Origin of the sequence: Paraburkholderia sp. MM5477-R1 (assembly GCF_050436385.1) — a bacterium.
Taxonomy (GTDB): domain Bacteria; phylum Pseudomonadota; class Gammaproteobacteria; order Burkholderiales; family Burkholderiaceae; genus Paraburkholderia; species Paraburkholderia tuberum.
In genome coordinates this window covers 1,679,396-1,693,859 of the sequence record NZ_JBNDMC010000007.1, presented here as the reverse complement: position 1 = coordinate 1,693,859, position 14,464 = coordinate 1,679,396, and the positions used below count along the sequence as shown (strand labels likewise).

General features: G+C 58.5%; 10 protein-coding genes and 2 pseudogenes. 4 read left to right on the top strand and 8 right to left on the bottom strand.

The window, feature by feature from the left end; genetic code table 11:
* Positions 1-343 precede the first annotated feature (343 nt).
* From OKW35_RS36650 to OKW35_RS36635, 4 genes and pseudogenes are all read right to left on the bottom strand, one after another.
* A pseudogene (locus tag OKW35_RS36650) lies at positions 344-760 on the bottom strand (VOC family protein).
* Positions 761-977: 217 nt separating this feature from the next.
* On the bottom strand, positions 978-1,943 hold the full coding sequence (locus OKW35_RS36645; RefSeq protein ID WP_429555120.1) for an alpha/beta fold hydrolase: 966 nt from the start codon (positions 1,941-1,943) through the stop codon (positions 978-980).
* 1,063 nt (positions 1,944-3,006) lie between these two features.
* Entirely contained in the window at positions 3,007-3,399 is a 393-nt protein-coding gene (locus OKW35_RS36640) for a tautomerase family protein (RefSeq protein ID WP_116117543.1), read from the bottom strand.
* A 211-nt stretch (positions 3,400-3,610) separates the two neighbouring features.
* Positions 3,611-4,228 (bottom strand): cupin domain-containing protein, encoded by a 618-nt coding sequence (locus OKW35_RS36635; RefSeq protein ID WP_429554611.1) that lies wholly within the window; start codon positions 4,226-4,228, stop codon positions 3,611-3,613.
* A 44-nt stretch (positions 4,229-4,272) separates the two neighbouring features.
* Here OKW35_RS36635 and OKW35_RS36630 point away from each other — a divergent pair, with 44 nt between their 5' ends.
* The 4 genes and pseudogenes from OKW35_RS36630 to OKW35_RS36615 all read left to right on the top strand — a co-directional run bounded on the left by OKW35_RS36630 (position 4,273) and on the right by OKW35_RS36615 (position 8,609).
* Positions 4,273-4,968, top strand: a complete 696-nt coding sequence (locus tag OKW35_RS36630) for a B3/B4 domain-containing protein (RefSeq protein ID WP_116117545.1) — start codon at positions 4,273-4,275, stop codon at positions 4,966-4,968.
* A 302-nt stretch (positions 4,969-5,270) separates the two neighbouring features.
* Positions 5,271-5,909, top strand: coding sequence for an FMN-binding negative transcriptional regulator (locus OKW35_RS36625; protein WP_429555119.1), 639 nt, complete (start codon positions 5,271-5,273; stop codon positions 5,907-5,909).
* Between the two features lie 195 nt (positions 5,910-6,104).
* Positions 6,105-7,112 carry a molybdopterin-dependent oxidoreductase gene (locus OKW35_RS36620; RefSeq protein ID WP_429554610.1) on the top strand — a complete coding sequence of 336 codons (1,008 nt, stop codon included), beginning with the start codon at positions 6,105-6,107 and terminating at the stop codon, positions 7,110-7,112.
* Between the two features lie 434 nt (positions 7,113-7,546).
* Positions 7,547-8,609 (top strand): annotated as a pseudogene (locus OKW35_RS36615) (carbon-nitrogen hydrolase family protein).
* Positions 8,610-9,076: 467 nt separating this feature from the next.
* Here the strand turns inward: OKW35_RS36615 and OKW35_RS36610 are convergent.
* The 4 genes from OKW35_RS36610 to OKW35_RS36595 form a co-directional block, all read right to left on the bottom strand.
* A complete protein-coding gene (locus OKW35_RS36610; protein WP_429554609.1) occupies positions 9,077-10,498 on the bottom strand; it encodes a M20 family metallopeptidase in 1,422 nt (473 codons plus the stop codon).
* A 42-nt stretch (positions 10,499-10,540) separates the two neighbouring features.
* The gene (locus OKW35_RS36605; protein ID WP_429555118.1) at positions 10,541-11,728 is read right to left on the bottom strand and encodes a M20 aminoacylase family protein; all 1,188 of its coding nucleotides are present in this window, start codon (positions 11,726-11,728) and stop codon (positions 10,541-10,543) included.
* Positions 11,729-11,739: 11 nt separating this feature from the next.
* On the bottom strand, positions 11,740-12,975 hold the full coding sequence (locus OKW35_RS36600; protein WP_429554608.1) for a diaminopropionate ammonia-lyase: 1,236 nt from the start codon (positions 12,973-12,975) through the stop codon (positions 11,740-11,742).
* A 338-nt stretch (positions 12,976-13,313) separates the two neighbouring features.
* The gene (locus tag OKW35_RS36595; RefSeq protein WP_121325552.1) at positions 13,314-14,444 is read right to left on the bottom strand and encodes a M24 family metallopeptidase; all 1,131 of its coding nucleotides are present in this window, start codon (positions 14,442-14,444) and stop codon (positions 13,314-13,316) included.
* Positions 14,445-14,464: the final 20 nt, after the last annotated feature.

Below are 14,464 nucleotides of genomic sequence, written 5' to 3'. Positions count from 1 at the left end.
CGCTATCCGGCGTCGTGCTCGCCAGAGTCCCACCGGGTCAGGACGCCGGAGCAGGCTCGCTTTCGCCGAGGAGATCTATTGATTCGGATAAGGAACAAGACCGTCTCGGCGAAGAGTGCTTGTCGTACGACAGGCCGCCGAAGTGGCGTGGGAATGACTCAACGCACCGGTTGTACGATCCTCTCGATGTGTCGTACCTGGATGCACCCGCACCAGTCAACAACACACGGGACGATGCAGTTGTCGTGAGGCCACAGCAGCCTGTCTGCGCGAGTCCGAAACCTGTCCGCACCGTACCCCTCCTCCTCGCGCAGCAAGATCAGGCATGAAGCGGATTTACGACTCACTGGACCAGACGCGGGTCGTAGTCGAACTCCGCCCGAATGCCGCCAGGCTCGTACACCATTGCATGGCGCTTCGGTCCGGCTCCGAGCGCTTTGGGCGAAAATGCGACTCGCACTCCAGGCCACTGGGATACTTTCGAAAACACTTTCACAAGGGCATCTTCACTCGCGAGACGAAGCGCAAGATGGTGAAGCCCGATGTTGGTCTTGCGATCGAATTCAACTAGCGAAGTCCGGTTCTTGACTTCCCACAACGTCAATGTCACCGCACCGTCCGACACGAAAACGGCGGGATACTCGGACGCTCGCCTACCTAGCGCCAGCCGAGACATTCAATAAAAATCACGTGTGGTCGCAAGATCAGGGACGGTCAACCCGATATGGTCGATACCGGCAGTCAACGGGGCGTTGCTCATGCACCCTTCTCCTCACGCGTGTTTACGCATTCGATCTGCTTGACCGACCACCATGACCGCCCTATCCGACTTTTCCTCGCTGTCCGACGTGCCACCGTAGTCCGGCGCCAGCCGCTGACGCGAAAAATGCCCAAACGTCCACCGGCTCGCAAATGATTCCGCCCGGACGCGCTACACAACACAACTTCCCGCCGACCGGTATGGTGTTCGAATGTCCTCAACCCCGGGGCAGGCGTCGCATGAAGCCGTGAACGAGTGCTGCAATCGCGTCGGGCTGTTCGTCCAACGCGAAATGACCGGCGTCGATCACATGAATATCAGCTTTCGGAAGATCCCGAGCGTAGGCTGCCGCTTCCGCGATCTGAAACGACGGGTCGTACCGGCCCCACACGACGAGCGCCGCCGGTTGCGCCCTCCTCATCCAGTCCTGCCATGCCGGATAGGACGCGACGTTCGTCCGGTAATCATAGAAGAGCTCCGTCTGTATTTCCTTCTGACCCGGTCGATTCAGAAACGCGTACTCGTCGGCCCACAGATCCGGGTCATACCGCTCGGGATTAGGCGTCGATCCCAGATGACGTTGTTTCGTCGCCTCCAGAGAAAGGAAGTTGCCCTGCAGGGCGGCTTCGTTGGCTTCGCGGTCAGCCCAGAACGCACGGCGCTTCTCCCACAGAGGGCCAAGCCCATCCTCATGCGCGACCGCATTTTGCACCACCAACCCGGCGACCCGCTCCGGATGCGCCATCGCAAGCCGGAAGCCGATCGGACCGCCATAGTCCTGCATATACAGCACGTAACGCCTGAGCCCGAGCGCTTCAACGAAGTCATTGGTCACCGAAGCAATGTGATCGAATGTGTAGGCAAAGTCCGTCTGGGAAGGTGCAGAGCTATGACCGAAGCCTGGATAATCCAGTGCAACGAGGTGATATCGATCCGCCAGCCGCGCGAAGAGCGGCTCGAACATGCGTGATGAGGACGGAAAGCCGTGCAGCAGCAATATCGTCGGCGCATCGTTTGGGCCAGCTTCGCGATAGAAAATATCGAGGCCGTCGACCTTCACCGTTCGATATGTGGTCGGATAACGCGCAGCACTACTGTGCGCGGATAAATGGGTGTTGTCGTTCGCCGCAACCGCAAACGATGCGGCCAGCGATGTGATCAACGTCAAAAAACTCTTCTTCATCATCGACTCCCGTGAAATTTACAACTCGCTTGACGAGTACAGCGAACGCAAACCCGAGTATAGGGACCTGCGGGTTTGTACAGAAGCCGTCGATCGTTCGACACAGTGTCCGTTTTAACAGGACAATCTGGTGGCGGGTGTGCGTTACAGAAGTACTCGCACGGCGGTGCGCGTGGCTACACGCTGGCATCCGGAACGCTACAACCGTATCTCTGGACAGACGAATCTTCGATGGTGCTCAAGGCGAAGACCGGTTCGGCGACTGCCAAGCCGGGTTCGCCCCACGCAAGATCATCTATCGCCGGTGCACTCCTGTCCTGGTTCGCCTGGGCTGCCGCAAGCAGACACCGGCGCGTTGCGTCCAATCATTCGGCAGGTTGCACCTTTTCAATTACAGTGAAAATTCGAAGTCAACAAGAGTATTCGATAAATCCGGACGATACGTTGAAGAGCGATGGCCGAACTTGTCTCGATGAAACGAGATCTAGCCGTCGCGCTTCGGCACGAACGGGAGGCCGGAAAACTTCGCAGTCCGCTATAGCTAGCATCGGCTATGGCCGCTCCAAAGAGCGCACGTTCCTTGGAAACTCCAATCTGAGCAGCCGCCTGGCCGGCGAAAGGCAGCGGCTTATCAAGGAGGCATTGGAGCGCTGAGCGCAGGATCGTACCCGCGCAGCCGCGCGTTGCTGCATCGCGAGTTCCATGCGATAACACCACACATGAAAGGCTGAGCGGAAAGGAAGTTTGCCGGCTCGCGCGCAAGAAACAATTGGTTGGGCAATCTCATTTCGAGCGTGCTATCTCTTTGCCCGCTCGATTCTCAGCTGATACTGGAACGCATTGCCGCAATAGCTCAACGCTTCAGAAAAAACGGTGCGCCGTCGCCGCTGCGCGAGCAACGCCCCGGACAGCGTGTCTTGATCGTTGTTCTTGCTTTGTCGGGTATCAGATTGCCCGTCAGCGGATCATAAAGACGCGCCCTCCCCTGGTTACATCAAGAAGGGTTTCATCGGCCTTTACGTGTCAACGAGCGGTCGCCGCGCGGCATCAAAGCTGGCCGGCATCACGTCAGTTCCTTGGTAATGAACTGCGCGCGCCCCCTGCCGAAAGACCAGTCAGCGTCGTCGTTCTCGACAATCGAAACGATCACGTCGTCCGGCGAGATGCCACACTGCGTTTGCAGGTTCTCGACGAGCAACCGGTAGAACTCAATTTTCTGCGCTTCGGAGCGCTTCCGGCTCACCGCCGTCAGCAATACGACGTCTTTTGAACGCCTGTAGCCGAGCCCCGTATCCTCTAAGACCAACTCGCCAGGGCGATGCTGCGTGACGCATTGATATCGGTCGGAAACCGGTACATTGAAGGCCTGTACCATCGCCTCGTGCGTTGCATCGAGAAGGTTGCGCACCTGTTCGTCGGTGCGGCCCTGGATGAGGTCGAATTTCAGCATCGGCATGGGAATTTCTCCTTGGAAAAGACAGCTTCACGGCGGCACCCCGGCATCGGGACACGCCCGGTGTGCCGTGTTTCGGGAACAATGCCTACGAGAAGGTCGACTGATCTGTCAATACCGCATCACGAACGGCTGACCGCATCGCTTGTCGTCGGCTCCCGTTGCGTCGCGCGTACGATCGAAGCAAATTTTCACGCAGGGTTATCACGCTCAATCAAAGCAACGTCGCCAGTTGATGAATCTCGGCAACCACCATAGTGAATATCAGCTTTGCCGCGTCATTATTTGCGTAGCAATGGGGTGCATCTGTCTTCGCCGCTGCCGACGAACCGGCAGAGACGGCAAGCTCCGCATCCCCTACCGTCATCGTGAGTCGCCCATGCTCCACATGACATAGCTCGAACGTTCCCTGCGGATGTCCGGGCGACTCAAACCGCTCTCCAGGCTGCATTTCCCAGCGCCACAATTCAATCATGTTCGGCCCGCTCGTGCCTGCAAGCAGACGCGCCGACCCGCCCTTGGGGCCGGTCCACAAAGTCGGGATGTCCGTGTCCGCGATCAGACGCATCGACGGCGCGCTAGCTACGTCGACGATGTCCGCCACCGACACACCCAACGCCGCCGAAATCCTGCACAGGATCGCAATGCTTGGATTGGCAGCGCATTTCTCAATCTCGACCAGCATGCCTTTGCTAACGCCAGCGCGCCGCGAAAGCTCATCGAGCGAGAGCTTGCGCTCCTTTCGGTACCCTTTGATCCGGGCGGCAACCGCCGCACTGACGGCCTCGACGTTTGCTCCCGAGTCGGTCGATATATTGACTTTTTTGGTCATTGGTCGGTATTATAGGACAAGAATAGTCACTGGTGCAGTTTCCAATGTTCAGAGTTCTTCCGTCAATCGATCCGGCCATTGCGAGCCTCGCGCCAGGGTTTCGCGCGCTCAGCATCAGCGTTGAGCCCACCCGGATCGTCGACCCGAGTGTCGGCGCCAAAGCTTTGGTACGAGCTTGCCAAGCATTGACTGCCAACGACTCAGGATGGAAAGAAACTCATCTGTCGGCCTGGGCGGAGTTGTTCAGGAGGTTCGGAGCCAAGCCACAACGGACGCCATGTTCGGCTGATGCCTTGCGAAAACGAGCGATGCGCGACGGCAGCGTTCCAGGCGTGAACCCGGTAGTCGACCTGTACAACGCCGTCAGCATTGAATACGCCGTTCCCGTCGGCGGCGAAAATTTTGCCGCCTACATTGGCATGCCGAGGCTCGTGATTGCCAACGGAACGGAGCACTTCGACACCGTAAAGGACGGTGCGCCCGTCCACGAAATGGTTGACGCAGGAGAAGTCGTTTGGCGTGACGATCACGGCGTCACATGCCGGCGCTGGAACTGGCGTCAGGGCACCAGAACCAGGCTGGATTCCGATGCAAAACAGATGTGGTTTATTCTTGAAAGCTTGCCGGCCATGCCATTGGAAGCGCTTCATGAAGCAGGCGCTCGATTGACCGACGGACTCAATCTTATGATGCCAGGTGCAATGATCGATTCGAGATTGATCGGCTTCGGCTCCGACTAGCGGAAACCGGAGCGGCCGCTAGTTTCCTGCTGCCGCCCGAAGCCACGCAGGTCGTCGCACTCGCCGGGAGGGGCGCCGCCCTCTTCGCTGCGGATGCCGCCGTGCACAACAAGGGCAAAAGATATCCACCACCGGAGAATTGCCGGGAATCGCGCGTGCTCCTCCTGGCCCGCGCCGCGATGCTGCGATTGTCGTTGCCAATGGAAGGCCATACCTCCCGGAACGCCGCAATACCCATAAACGTTCGCGTGAAAAGATGGATTCATTCTCTTTCTGCGCCCACATCCACAGACCGAGCCGACATGTATCTACCCTCCCACTTCGCCGAGTCCCGAACCCGCGTTCTGCATGAACACATTGTCAAACGCTCGCTTGGCACCCTGTTCACGCACGGCAGCAACGGACTCGATGCGAACCACATCCCGTTTGACCTTGCAGCCAACGAAGGGGAACTTGGCGTGCTAAACGCGCATATCTCGCGAGCGAATCCCCTATGGCACAACGTCCTGAACGGCGATGAAGTTCTCGTCGTCTTCCAGGCAGGAGACGCCTATATCTCGCCAAACTGGTATCCGACCAAACAGGAATCGCACCGGCAAGTGCCGACGTGGAACTACATTGTTGTTCACGCACACGGACGTGTGCGCTTCCGCGACGACGAAAGATTTGTACGAAGCGTGGTGGCCAGACTCACTCGCGCACATGAAGCGTCGCAGCCAGTCCCGTGGAAGATGAGCGACGCGCCGGCAGACTACCTCGACGAATTACTTCAACGTCTGATCGGACTCGAGATCGAGATCACCCGCCTCGTTGGCAAAAGCAAACTTGGGCAAGACGAAGTTGGACGTGACGCGCAAGGCGCTGGCAATGCGCTCGTGCAGCTGGGAAACCACGAAATCGGCGACGCAATGCTCGCTCACGCTACAGGAAAACCGGAGTAGCGCTGGCGCCCTTGCGTCGCGCGCATGGAAGGTCACACGAGTTGCGGTCATCGCGTGTTGCAAAAATGCACGACACCGTGCGGATTCGCCTGTTTTCGGGATTCCACCGGCAATGTAATCTCGATGTCCAGGGATGTGCGGGTCGACGCCCGCTTCGGCGACTGACGCACAAGACGCGGACTGACAAGGATAGCGATGCTCGAGACAAAAGTAACGGAGTCCGGAGAGGTGACGCTCACTCGCGAGGGATACGCGTTGCGGTATCCCGAGCATGGAGTCGCCGACCTTACGTCCTACGTTACAGACGACGACACGCTGTTTGTTGTTACGCACATGGCGCTGGCAAGCATTCGACCTGAGACCTGGCGCCTTCACATAGGTGGCCTGGTGGCCCGTGAAAGAACCCTCACGCTGGCGGACATTCTGCGATTGCCGCAACATGAAATTGTCTCCGTGCATGAGTGCGCCGGCAGTCCGCTCACACCGAGGGAACCCAAACGGCGCGTGGGCAATGTTGTGTGGTGCGGCGCGCGGTTGCGCGACGTCCTGGACAGTTGCGATCTTCTGCCTGAAGCGGCGTTCGTCTGGACTCAAGGTCTCGAATGGGGCGAGTTCGCCGGTCTGAAAGACGAACCATTCGTAAAAGATCTCCCGCTGGCGAAGGCGCTTTCGCCGGATGTCCTGCTGGCGGTGTCGATGAACGGAAAGCCGCTTACGTCGGACAGGGGCGGGCCGGTGCGGCTCGTCGTTCCAGGTTGGTATGGAACGAACTCCGTGAAGTGGGTCGGGCGGATATCGGTGTCGAGCACTCGCGCGCCCGGACCCTATACAACCCGGTTCTATAACGACATCACCGCGACGGGAACGAAACCGGTCTGGGAGATTGCGCCGGAGTGCGTGATTGTCTCGTCAGGCGCTGACGCCATGGTGCGAGCCAACCATGAGTTTCGCGTCACTGGATGGGCGTGGGCGGAAGCCGGTGTGTCGCGCGTCGAGGTCAGCGTCGACGGCGGACAGAACTGGCTTGCGGCGATGGTTGACGCTCGCGAGGGATTCGGGTGGCAATCGTTCTCGATCCCCGTGTCGCTTGGACCGGGAAAACACACGCTGTCCTGCCGCTGTTTCGATGCAAACGGCCAAGGGCAACCCCAAGCGCACGCGCGTAACGCCATTCATTCCATCGAACTTGCGATAACGGAATGACTTGCAGTCCCGAAATGGGACTCGAACGTTAGGGTCGAGACCGGATTGGGCGTCGACCCGGTTCGACGCCCACAATTGTTGTCGGCGGCGCAAATCCGACACTAAACGGCGGCGTAAATCCGCTTGCATGGGAGCGGACGTCGCCGCTCCCATGTCTCAGCATATCGCCCCTTCGCGACGTCAAGGGTCCGCTTCGCCAAGCTCCGCTTGCCCTTGACCCCGCTACGGGACTTTTCGTCAAACAACGCCAAGCAACAAGCGTGCTCAAAAAACACGCGCCGCCATTTAGTGTCGGATTTCGACCGCCGTTTACAACAATACATGATCGGAGAAAGCCTGATTTAGTAAGTATCCCTACATTTATGCAGGTCTAGGTACACACGGTCTCCAGACCGCAGATGCGAGTTTTCCATCGAGCCACTATCGAGCACAACATGACACTTCCAACCGTAAAAGTCGCAGCCGCACACGTCGCCTCCGTATACATGAACGCACCTGCCACGGTGCAAAAGGCGCTATCCCTTATCGAGGAAGCAAGCAGAAACGGTGCCGAACTGATTTCGTTTCCTGAATCCTTCATCCCTGGGTTCCCTGTATGGGCAGCGCTGTGGGCGCCGATTTACAACCACGAGTGGTTCAAGCGCATGGTCGGGAACAGCATCCACGTCGACGGCCCGGAAATCGCACTGATTCGGGCTGCGGCGAAGCGATGCAGCGTTTTCGTTTCGATGGGCTTTAGCGAAGCCACCGACGTCAGCGTGGGCTGCCTGTGGAACTCCATCATCCTCATCGGCGATGATGGTCAAATCATCAATCATCATCGCAAGCTCGTTCCGACGTTCTACGAGAAGATGGTCTGGGCACCCGGCGACGGCTTCGGACTAAAGACTAAAGGTCAGCAACACCAGAATTGGCAAGATCGGCGCGCTCATCTGTGGCGAGAACACAAATCCCCTCGCCCAGTACTCCCTCGCGGCGCAGGGCGAGCAGATTCATATTTCCGCATGGCCCGCTATCTGGCCGACACGCCCGCCCGGCTCCGGCACGAACTTCGACAACCTCGCGGCAAATCGGATCCGTGCAGGCGGTCACTCGTTCGAGGCGAAGGCCTTTGGGATTCTGAACGCAGGATTCATGGACGACACAATGCTCGACGCTCTCCATTCGAACGGCGACAAGCAGGCACGCGAGGTGCTCGAGACGACGCCCCGGGCAGCGACACAATTCCTCGACCCAACCGGCGCCGTGATTGGCGACACATTGCAAACCGAAGAAGGCATTGCTTACGCGACCTTCGAGCTGGAACAGTGTGTCGAGCCAAAGCAATTTCATGACATCGTCGGCTACTACAACCGGTTTGATGTCTTCGATCTTGTGATCGACCGTCGACGACTGAGCCCTGCCACATTCAAGGAGAAGCGAGCTATGGAGCGCACCGTACCGCCAGTTGTTGAAATATCCGCTTTCGATGGGGCTGGTGAGCGGGCGGAGCGTTAGTCAATTCGTGATACAGCCTTGTTCGGGCACTGGCAGGTTCATACCGCGGCGCAACTCCCAGTATGGCGGGTCGGTGCCCGAGAGTACTGAGGCTCGCGATCGGGACGTCAGAGGGTTTTCTGACCATAGCGTTGCTGTTAGACCTGTTGCAAAACTCCCTCCCCGGGGCAAAAACTTCCACCTCATCATCGCTACTCGACTGCGCTCGCGCGCACATGGGCTACGCCAGTTTCAGGTCGTAGGCGTGAACAACGGGCGACGACATCAGGCCGCGGGGGCCGCTTCTGCTGCCTGCCAGTCGCCGGGACCAACTGACGGCTGCTCCGCTCCGACCTCGCCGCACTCTGGACCGAGACGTATGTGCCTTGTTGTCGTGGGTCGCTTGACGTCCAGGCGGCAGCGAAACGATGTAGATCTGCCGTTCTTCGCTCACGGACGTGCAATGGTTCGTCCGGCTGTCGATCGGTTCAGCGCCTGATGGTTGATGCTATCGACGCTGCCGCGCCTTCGCCGAGATCCCACCACACGCCTGCCATTAATGCGAGTGCTTCACGCGCGACCGAGGCAAGGAGGTGTTCATTCGGCGCATGCTGCGAACAGGCGGGATACGAATGCGGAATCCATATGGTGGGCAAGCCAAGCGTCTGCGCGAATACAGCGTTAGGCACGGTCCCACCAAGATTAGGTATAAGCGCCGGACGCTTGCCAGTGGTGCGCTCGATCGATGTCATGGCCCAATTGACCCAGGGATGCCTGACGTCGAGACGAGTTGCCTTCGATACCGACGTCACCGTCACCTGTACGTCGCTGATCCCGCATTCCTTCAAGTGATTCGTAAGGTGTTGTCCGGCGTTCTTCCAGTCCGTTCCAACGACAAACCGCATCTGACAGTAAGCCTTGGCAGTCGGGGGAATGGAGCCGACCGGAGCCTCGGGGTTACCCGCGGTAAATGCCAGAACTTCGATTGTGTTCCATGCGAGAACCCGTTCCGCGATTGTTAAGCCGGGCTGCCCCCAGGCAGGATCTATATACGGCGCGTTACTGTCTTTGCCAATCTCAATACCCGCAATTGCATCGCGCACGGCGTCCGGTATGGGCGGAGGCAGCAGCTCCTTAACCTGAAGTCGGCCGTTGTTATCGATGATTGATGAAATTGCGCTCGCCAACACAGTTGCAGGATTTCGAAGGATTCCGCCCCAGTTCCCTGAGTGATGCCCCCCTTCGCGCAGGGCCACCGTCAGTTCAAAGTTCAGTTCGCCTCGCGATCCCAGGAAGACCGTCGGCCGCTCGGCGGACACGCGCGGACCATCGGACGCGATGAACAGGTCGCCGGCGAGAAACTTCCGTTCGGAAGCGCACAGCGCGTCAAGGCCCGGCGAATCAATCTCCTCACCGGTCTCGAAGATCACTTTCACGTTGTAGCCGAGCTTGCCTCTGCGGGCCTCAATCACTGCCGCCAGTGCGGCCAGGTTGATCGAGTGCTGCCCTTTGTTGTCCGCGATCCCCCGACCGTACCAGCGATCGTCTTCCACCACGATGCGCCACGGCTCCAATCCGAAGCGCCATTGCGCATCCTGGCCCCGCACTACATCTCCATGCGCGTACGTGACAATTGTAGGCAGTGATTCGCTCTCCCACCGCGAGGCGAGCAGAATTGGCGCGTCCACGCCAGAAGGATTGCGCACGCATCGCGTCTCGAACCCCAGCCTTTGCAGCGTGGGGGCAATCTCATCGGTGAGATATGACAGCAAAGTCCCCGCCTTAGCAGAATCCTGGCTTTCCGTCCGGTAGTGTACGCGTCGGTCAAGGTCGGCCAGGAAATCGCCGGAGTCGAAAACCACCTCTGCCAGCCTGATGGCTGTTTGCCGGTCACCTGTCTCGTTCATCATGTCTTCGTACCAAGTCACAGTTGTGCGGAATACGCGGGGTGCCTACCTGCCAGCAAGCGCCACCCGAACGACCTCTGCGAAGTAGCGAGCACCCCTATCAAGAATGTCGTCGTTGAAATCGTAAGCCGCGTTGTGCAATGGAACATTGCCGCGCTGCGACTCATCCCCGTTACCGATGAAAATGAAGTTCCCAGGCACAACCTGAAGGAAGGCGCCGAAGTCCTCGGAGATCATCATCGGTTGGACGTTAGCGTCCACCTTTTCTGAACCGGCTACGTTCGCGGCTGCGGTTACCGCTGTGTCTACGAACTCTGCGCTGTTCACGGTCGGGGCGAACTCATGCGTATAGCTGAAGTCGCACTCGATACCGTTCGTGCGGCAGATACCTTCGCTAATCTCACGCATCCGGGTTTCAAGCAGGCGCTGCACTTCAGGGAGATAGCTACGCGTGTCCCCCTTGATCGTCACTGTCGATGGAACCACATTGCGAAGTCCATCTGTTATGAACTCGGTGCAAGAGATAACGGCAGAAAGACTCGGGTCGAGATTGCGCGAGACGACCGTCTGGAGCGCAAGCACGATCTGAGACGCGACGACGATCGGATCGACGCCCATATGCGGACGCGCGGCATGCGTGCCTCGCCCCCGGACGACGATGACGAAGTTGTCCTCGCTCGCCATGATTCCGCCTCGGCGGGTCGCAAAACTGCCTGCAGGCATGCCTGGCATATTGTGCGCGCCGAAGATCGCTTCGACCGGGAAGCGCTCGAACAGTCCATCCGCCATCATTGCTTTCGCACCGCGACCGTGTTCTTCGCCGGGTTGAAAGATGAACCGGACCGTGCCATCGAAATCCTTACTTTCAGCTAGCAGCCGCGCGGCTCCGAGAACCATGGCCATGTGCCCGTCGTGACCGCACGCGTGCATTTTGCCCGGCGAGCACGAGGCGTAAGCCCGACCAGGTGCGTTTTCGGCGATCTCCAGTGCGTCCATGTCGGCACGCACGCCGATGGCTCGATGACTGTTGCCGACCTTAAGGTTGGCAACCAACCCCGTGCCACCGATATTGCGATGTACTTCGAGGCCGAGCGCGGAAAGAATCCGTGCGACATAGTCGGAGGTCCGGACCTCCTCAAAGCCCGTCTCCGGGTTCCGATGGAGGTGGTGTCGCCAATTGCGCAAGCTTTCCTGCAACGGACGGCCGAACGCGTGATCCAGTTCAACAGTCATATTCATCACTGTCACCGTACAGCGCAGCCCTGCAGCCACTCCTGCTGCCGCGCCAGCACCGATTGAGCGGATTCTCCAACAAGTTCGGAGTAGGTGTTCGGTGCCGTGGCCCCTTCCGTACTGATCACCAGCACCCGCGATTCGGACGTCAGGCCCACCTCGCGAGCTTGCTCTGGGTTTTGCGCCAACACTGTCACGCCGGCGTATCCCGCAGCGCCGGATTCGCCGACAACCAGCGGCGCATCCCTTTCAGTGCCTCGTGCCAGTGTTTGCATCGCCTTCACCGCGTCATCGTCTGAAATCGTCATGAAATGGTCGACGCATGGTTCAAGGAACTTCCATGCGAGTGGAGAAGCTTCACCACAAGCCAAACCCGCCATCACGGAGTCGACCGAGCCGGTGGCCGTAGTCGCGTAGCCTTCGATTGCGCTCTGATAGAGGCAATCCGCCTGTTGAGGCTCAACCACGATGAAAGTTGGGCGTTGCACACCGTAGTGCTCCCAGAAATACGTCGCAATGCCAGCCGCGAGGCCGCCAACGCCGCCCTGCAGGAACACGTGTGTGAAAGGAGCCTTCGATGGTGAGCTTTCCAGCTGTGCGACAACTTCGTCAGGAATGACGCCATAGCCTTGCATGACATCGCGCGGGATGGCTTCGTACCCTTCATAGGAAGTGTCGGACACGACATGCCAGCCGTTTGTCTGGGAGAGATGCGCTGCATGTTCCACTGATTCGTCGTAGTTGCCCGAAATCCGGATGATCTCGGCGTTGTATGCAGCAATCGACTTTTCACGCTCAACGCTGACATTGGCGTGCAACACGATCACGCAGCGGCACCCAATGGCTTGAGCCGCCGCCGCAAGCGACTTTCCGTGATTACCATCGGTCGCACTGATCACAGTGAGACCTTCAAGCAGGCCGGAATAGCCGCCATTGATCAATACTCGTGGATCGAACATCGCTTCCGAGCTCCACAGCCGAGCGATAAGGCGCATCAACGCCACGGGAGCGCCAAGCGCCTTGAAGCTGCCAAGAGGCGACCGCACCGACTCGTCTTTGAGACACAGTTGTGCAATCCCGAAAGCTTCTGCTGCGTCCGGAAGATCCCACAACGGCGTGACCGACCGGTTGATCTGATTCCAGTGTGAGAGCCAGATACCGCTTTCCTGCGCTGACTTGATATTCATCACTGCGCGCAGGTCGTCCGGATAGGCGCGGCGGGACGCTTGGGGATTTTTGATCAGCATCGCTATCTTTACTCCATGTGAGGTGCCGAACAGGCACGCGATTCTTCCGTGACAGCCAAAACGGCTTCAATAGGCGACACGTGTCAGTCACAATAATATTTCATCACCCCGGCAATTACGTCTCTATTAACGGAGCTCAAATGCAAATTTTTATCGTCGTCGGCTTTGATCACTCTCGACTCATTCGATCGCATGCTGCCCGCACAGACACAGCGAGATTCCAAAGCGCCGCAGGGCGGTGCGGCGCAGGGTGGGCTCAGCGCGAGGGTTCAATCTCCGGGGCTGCGCCGTCCCACGGGTGACGTAAAGGCTGTGTGAACTGTGGCGCCGCCTGTTTCTCATCGTTCGAAAAGAACGCGGGGCGAACGCGTCAATCGTTCCCCACCATCCTTCCTGACGACTACCGTCTCACTTAGCGCGATCCCTGCCGCTGAGGTATAGACATGAAACACCATGCCCGCTTCGAGTTTCCAATCAGCTTTCGGATTGAAGCAACGATGAAGATCGCTGGTCCGCTGGGTGGTGATCGGGGTCAAGCCGAGCGTGTATCCAGTGATGTTCTCGTAGGTTTCACGCAGGCCGGCTTCGATTACTCCCCGTCGAACAATGCTGTCTATCTCGGATGCAATCGCTCCCGGCCGCATTGCTTCGATCTGCCGATCCTGAATCTCGGCAAGCAACGCCGTTATGCGCTTCTGTTCAGAGCTGGCACCGCCCACAGCGACACAACGCATGATGCGAGCGGAGTAACCCCGCAGGCGCGGCAAAAGCTCGATATGAACCAGGTCTCCGGCTTTCAAAGGCCGTTCGGGCATGAATCCATGCAACGAATCCCATCCTGTAGCGACCGTAATCGGGCCAATGAATCCGTCGTCGAACCCGAGCTTATAAACCTGTGCTGCCGTCTCGGCTGCAACGATGCGAGGCAGTACACCCTCACCGATCGAAGAAACAGTGTGCTTCAGCGCCTGGTCGACAAGCGCGGAAGCTCGCCGCATCAGTGTAATTTCTTCTTCGGACTTGCAGCGGCGCAGATCCCACAGTGAGCGGTTCAAATCGCAGATATCTGCGCGCGGAAGAAGCTCGCGCAGGTCCCTCATCCGCGCAACGGTAAATGAGTGCGATTGAAAATCAACCGCCACACGCTCAAGTGCGAAATTCAGCGTTCGGGCAGTTCCAACCAAAAGCGGCAGTGGATCGTCCCAATCAAGAAAGCCAACAATGTGTTTGAACCAGCTCCGCTCCTTCGCGGGTGCCATGTCCAATTTCCTCACGAGCAAAACCGGCTCGCCGACAGCCGGAACTGCACACGCGCGCCAAAGGTTTTCGGTCGTCCAGTAGCCGGAAAGCCAGCCCATCATCTCCGGCTCGTCCAGAATTGCGACGTCGATCTGCTGCGCGCGAAGTTCTCGTTGAATTAATTCAAGTCGGTTGCGGTATTCGTCGATGGTGAAAGCAAGGTCCGTCATGGTTCGTCCTACGGTCTAAA

Coding starts and splice junctions, on each gene's coding strand:
- OKW35_RS36640 (WP_116117543.1), bottom strand. CDS start 3,399: ATGCCGATGCTGAAATTCGACCTCATCCAGGGCCGCACCGACGAACAG.
- OKW35_RS36630 (WP_116117545.1), top strand. CDS start 4,273: ATGTTCAGAGTTCTTCCGTCAATCGATCCGGCCATTGCGAGCCTCGCG.
- OKW35_RS36625 (WP_429555119.1), top strand. CDS start 5,271: ATGTATCTACCCTCCCACTTCGCCGAGTCCCGAACCCGCGTTCTGCAT.
- OKW35_RS36620 (WP_429554610.1), top strand. CDS start 6,105: ATGCTCGAGACAAAAGTAACGGAGTCCGGAGAGGTGACGCTCACTCGC.
- OKW35_RS36595 (WP_121325552.1), bottom strand. CDS start 14,444: ATGACGGACCTTGCTTTCACCATCGACGAATACCGCAACCGACTTGAA.
- OKW35_RS36635 (WP_429554611.1), bottom strand. CDS start 4,228: ATGACCAAAAAAGTCAATATATCGACCGACTCGGGAGCAAACGTCGAG.
- OKW35_RS36645 (WP_429555120.1), bottom strand. CDS start 1,943: ATGAAGAAGAGTTTTTTGACGTTGATCACATCGCTGGCCGCATCGTTT.
- OKW35_RS36600 (WP_429554608.1), bottom strand. CDS start 12,975: ATGCTGATCAAAAATCCCCAAGCGTCCCGCCGCGCCTATCCGGACGAC.
- OKW35_RS36610 (WP_429554609.1), bottom strand. CDS start 10,498: ATGATGAACGAGACAGGTGACCGGCAAACAGCCATCAGGCTGGCAGAG.
- OKW35_RS36605 (WP_429555118.1), bottom strand. CDS start 11,728: ATGACTGTTGAACTGGATCACGCGTTCGGCCGTCCGTTGCAGGAAAGC.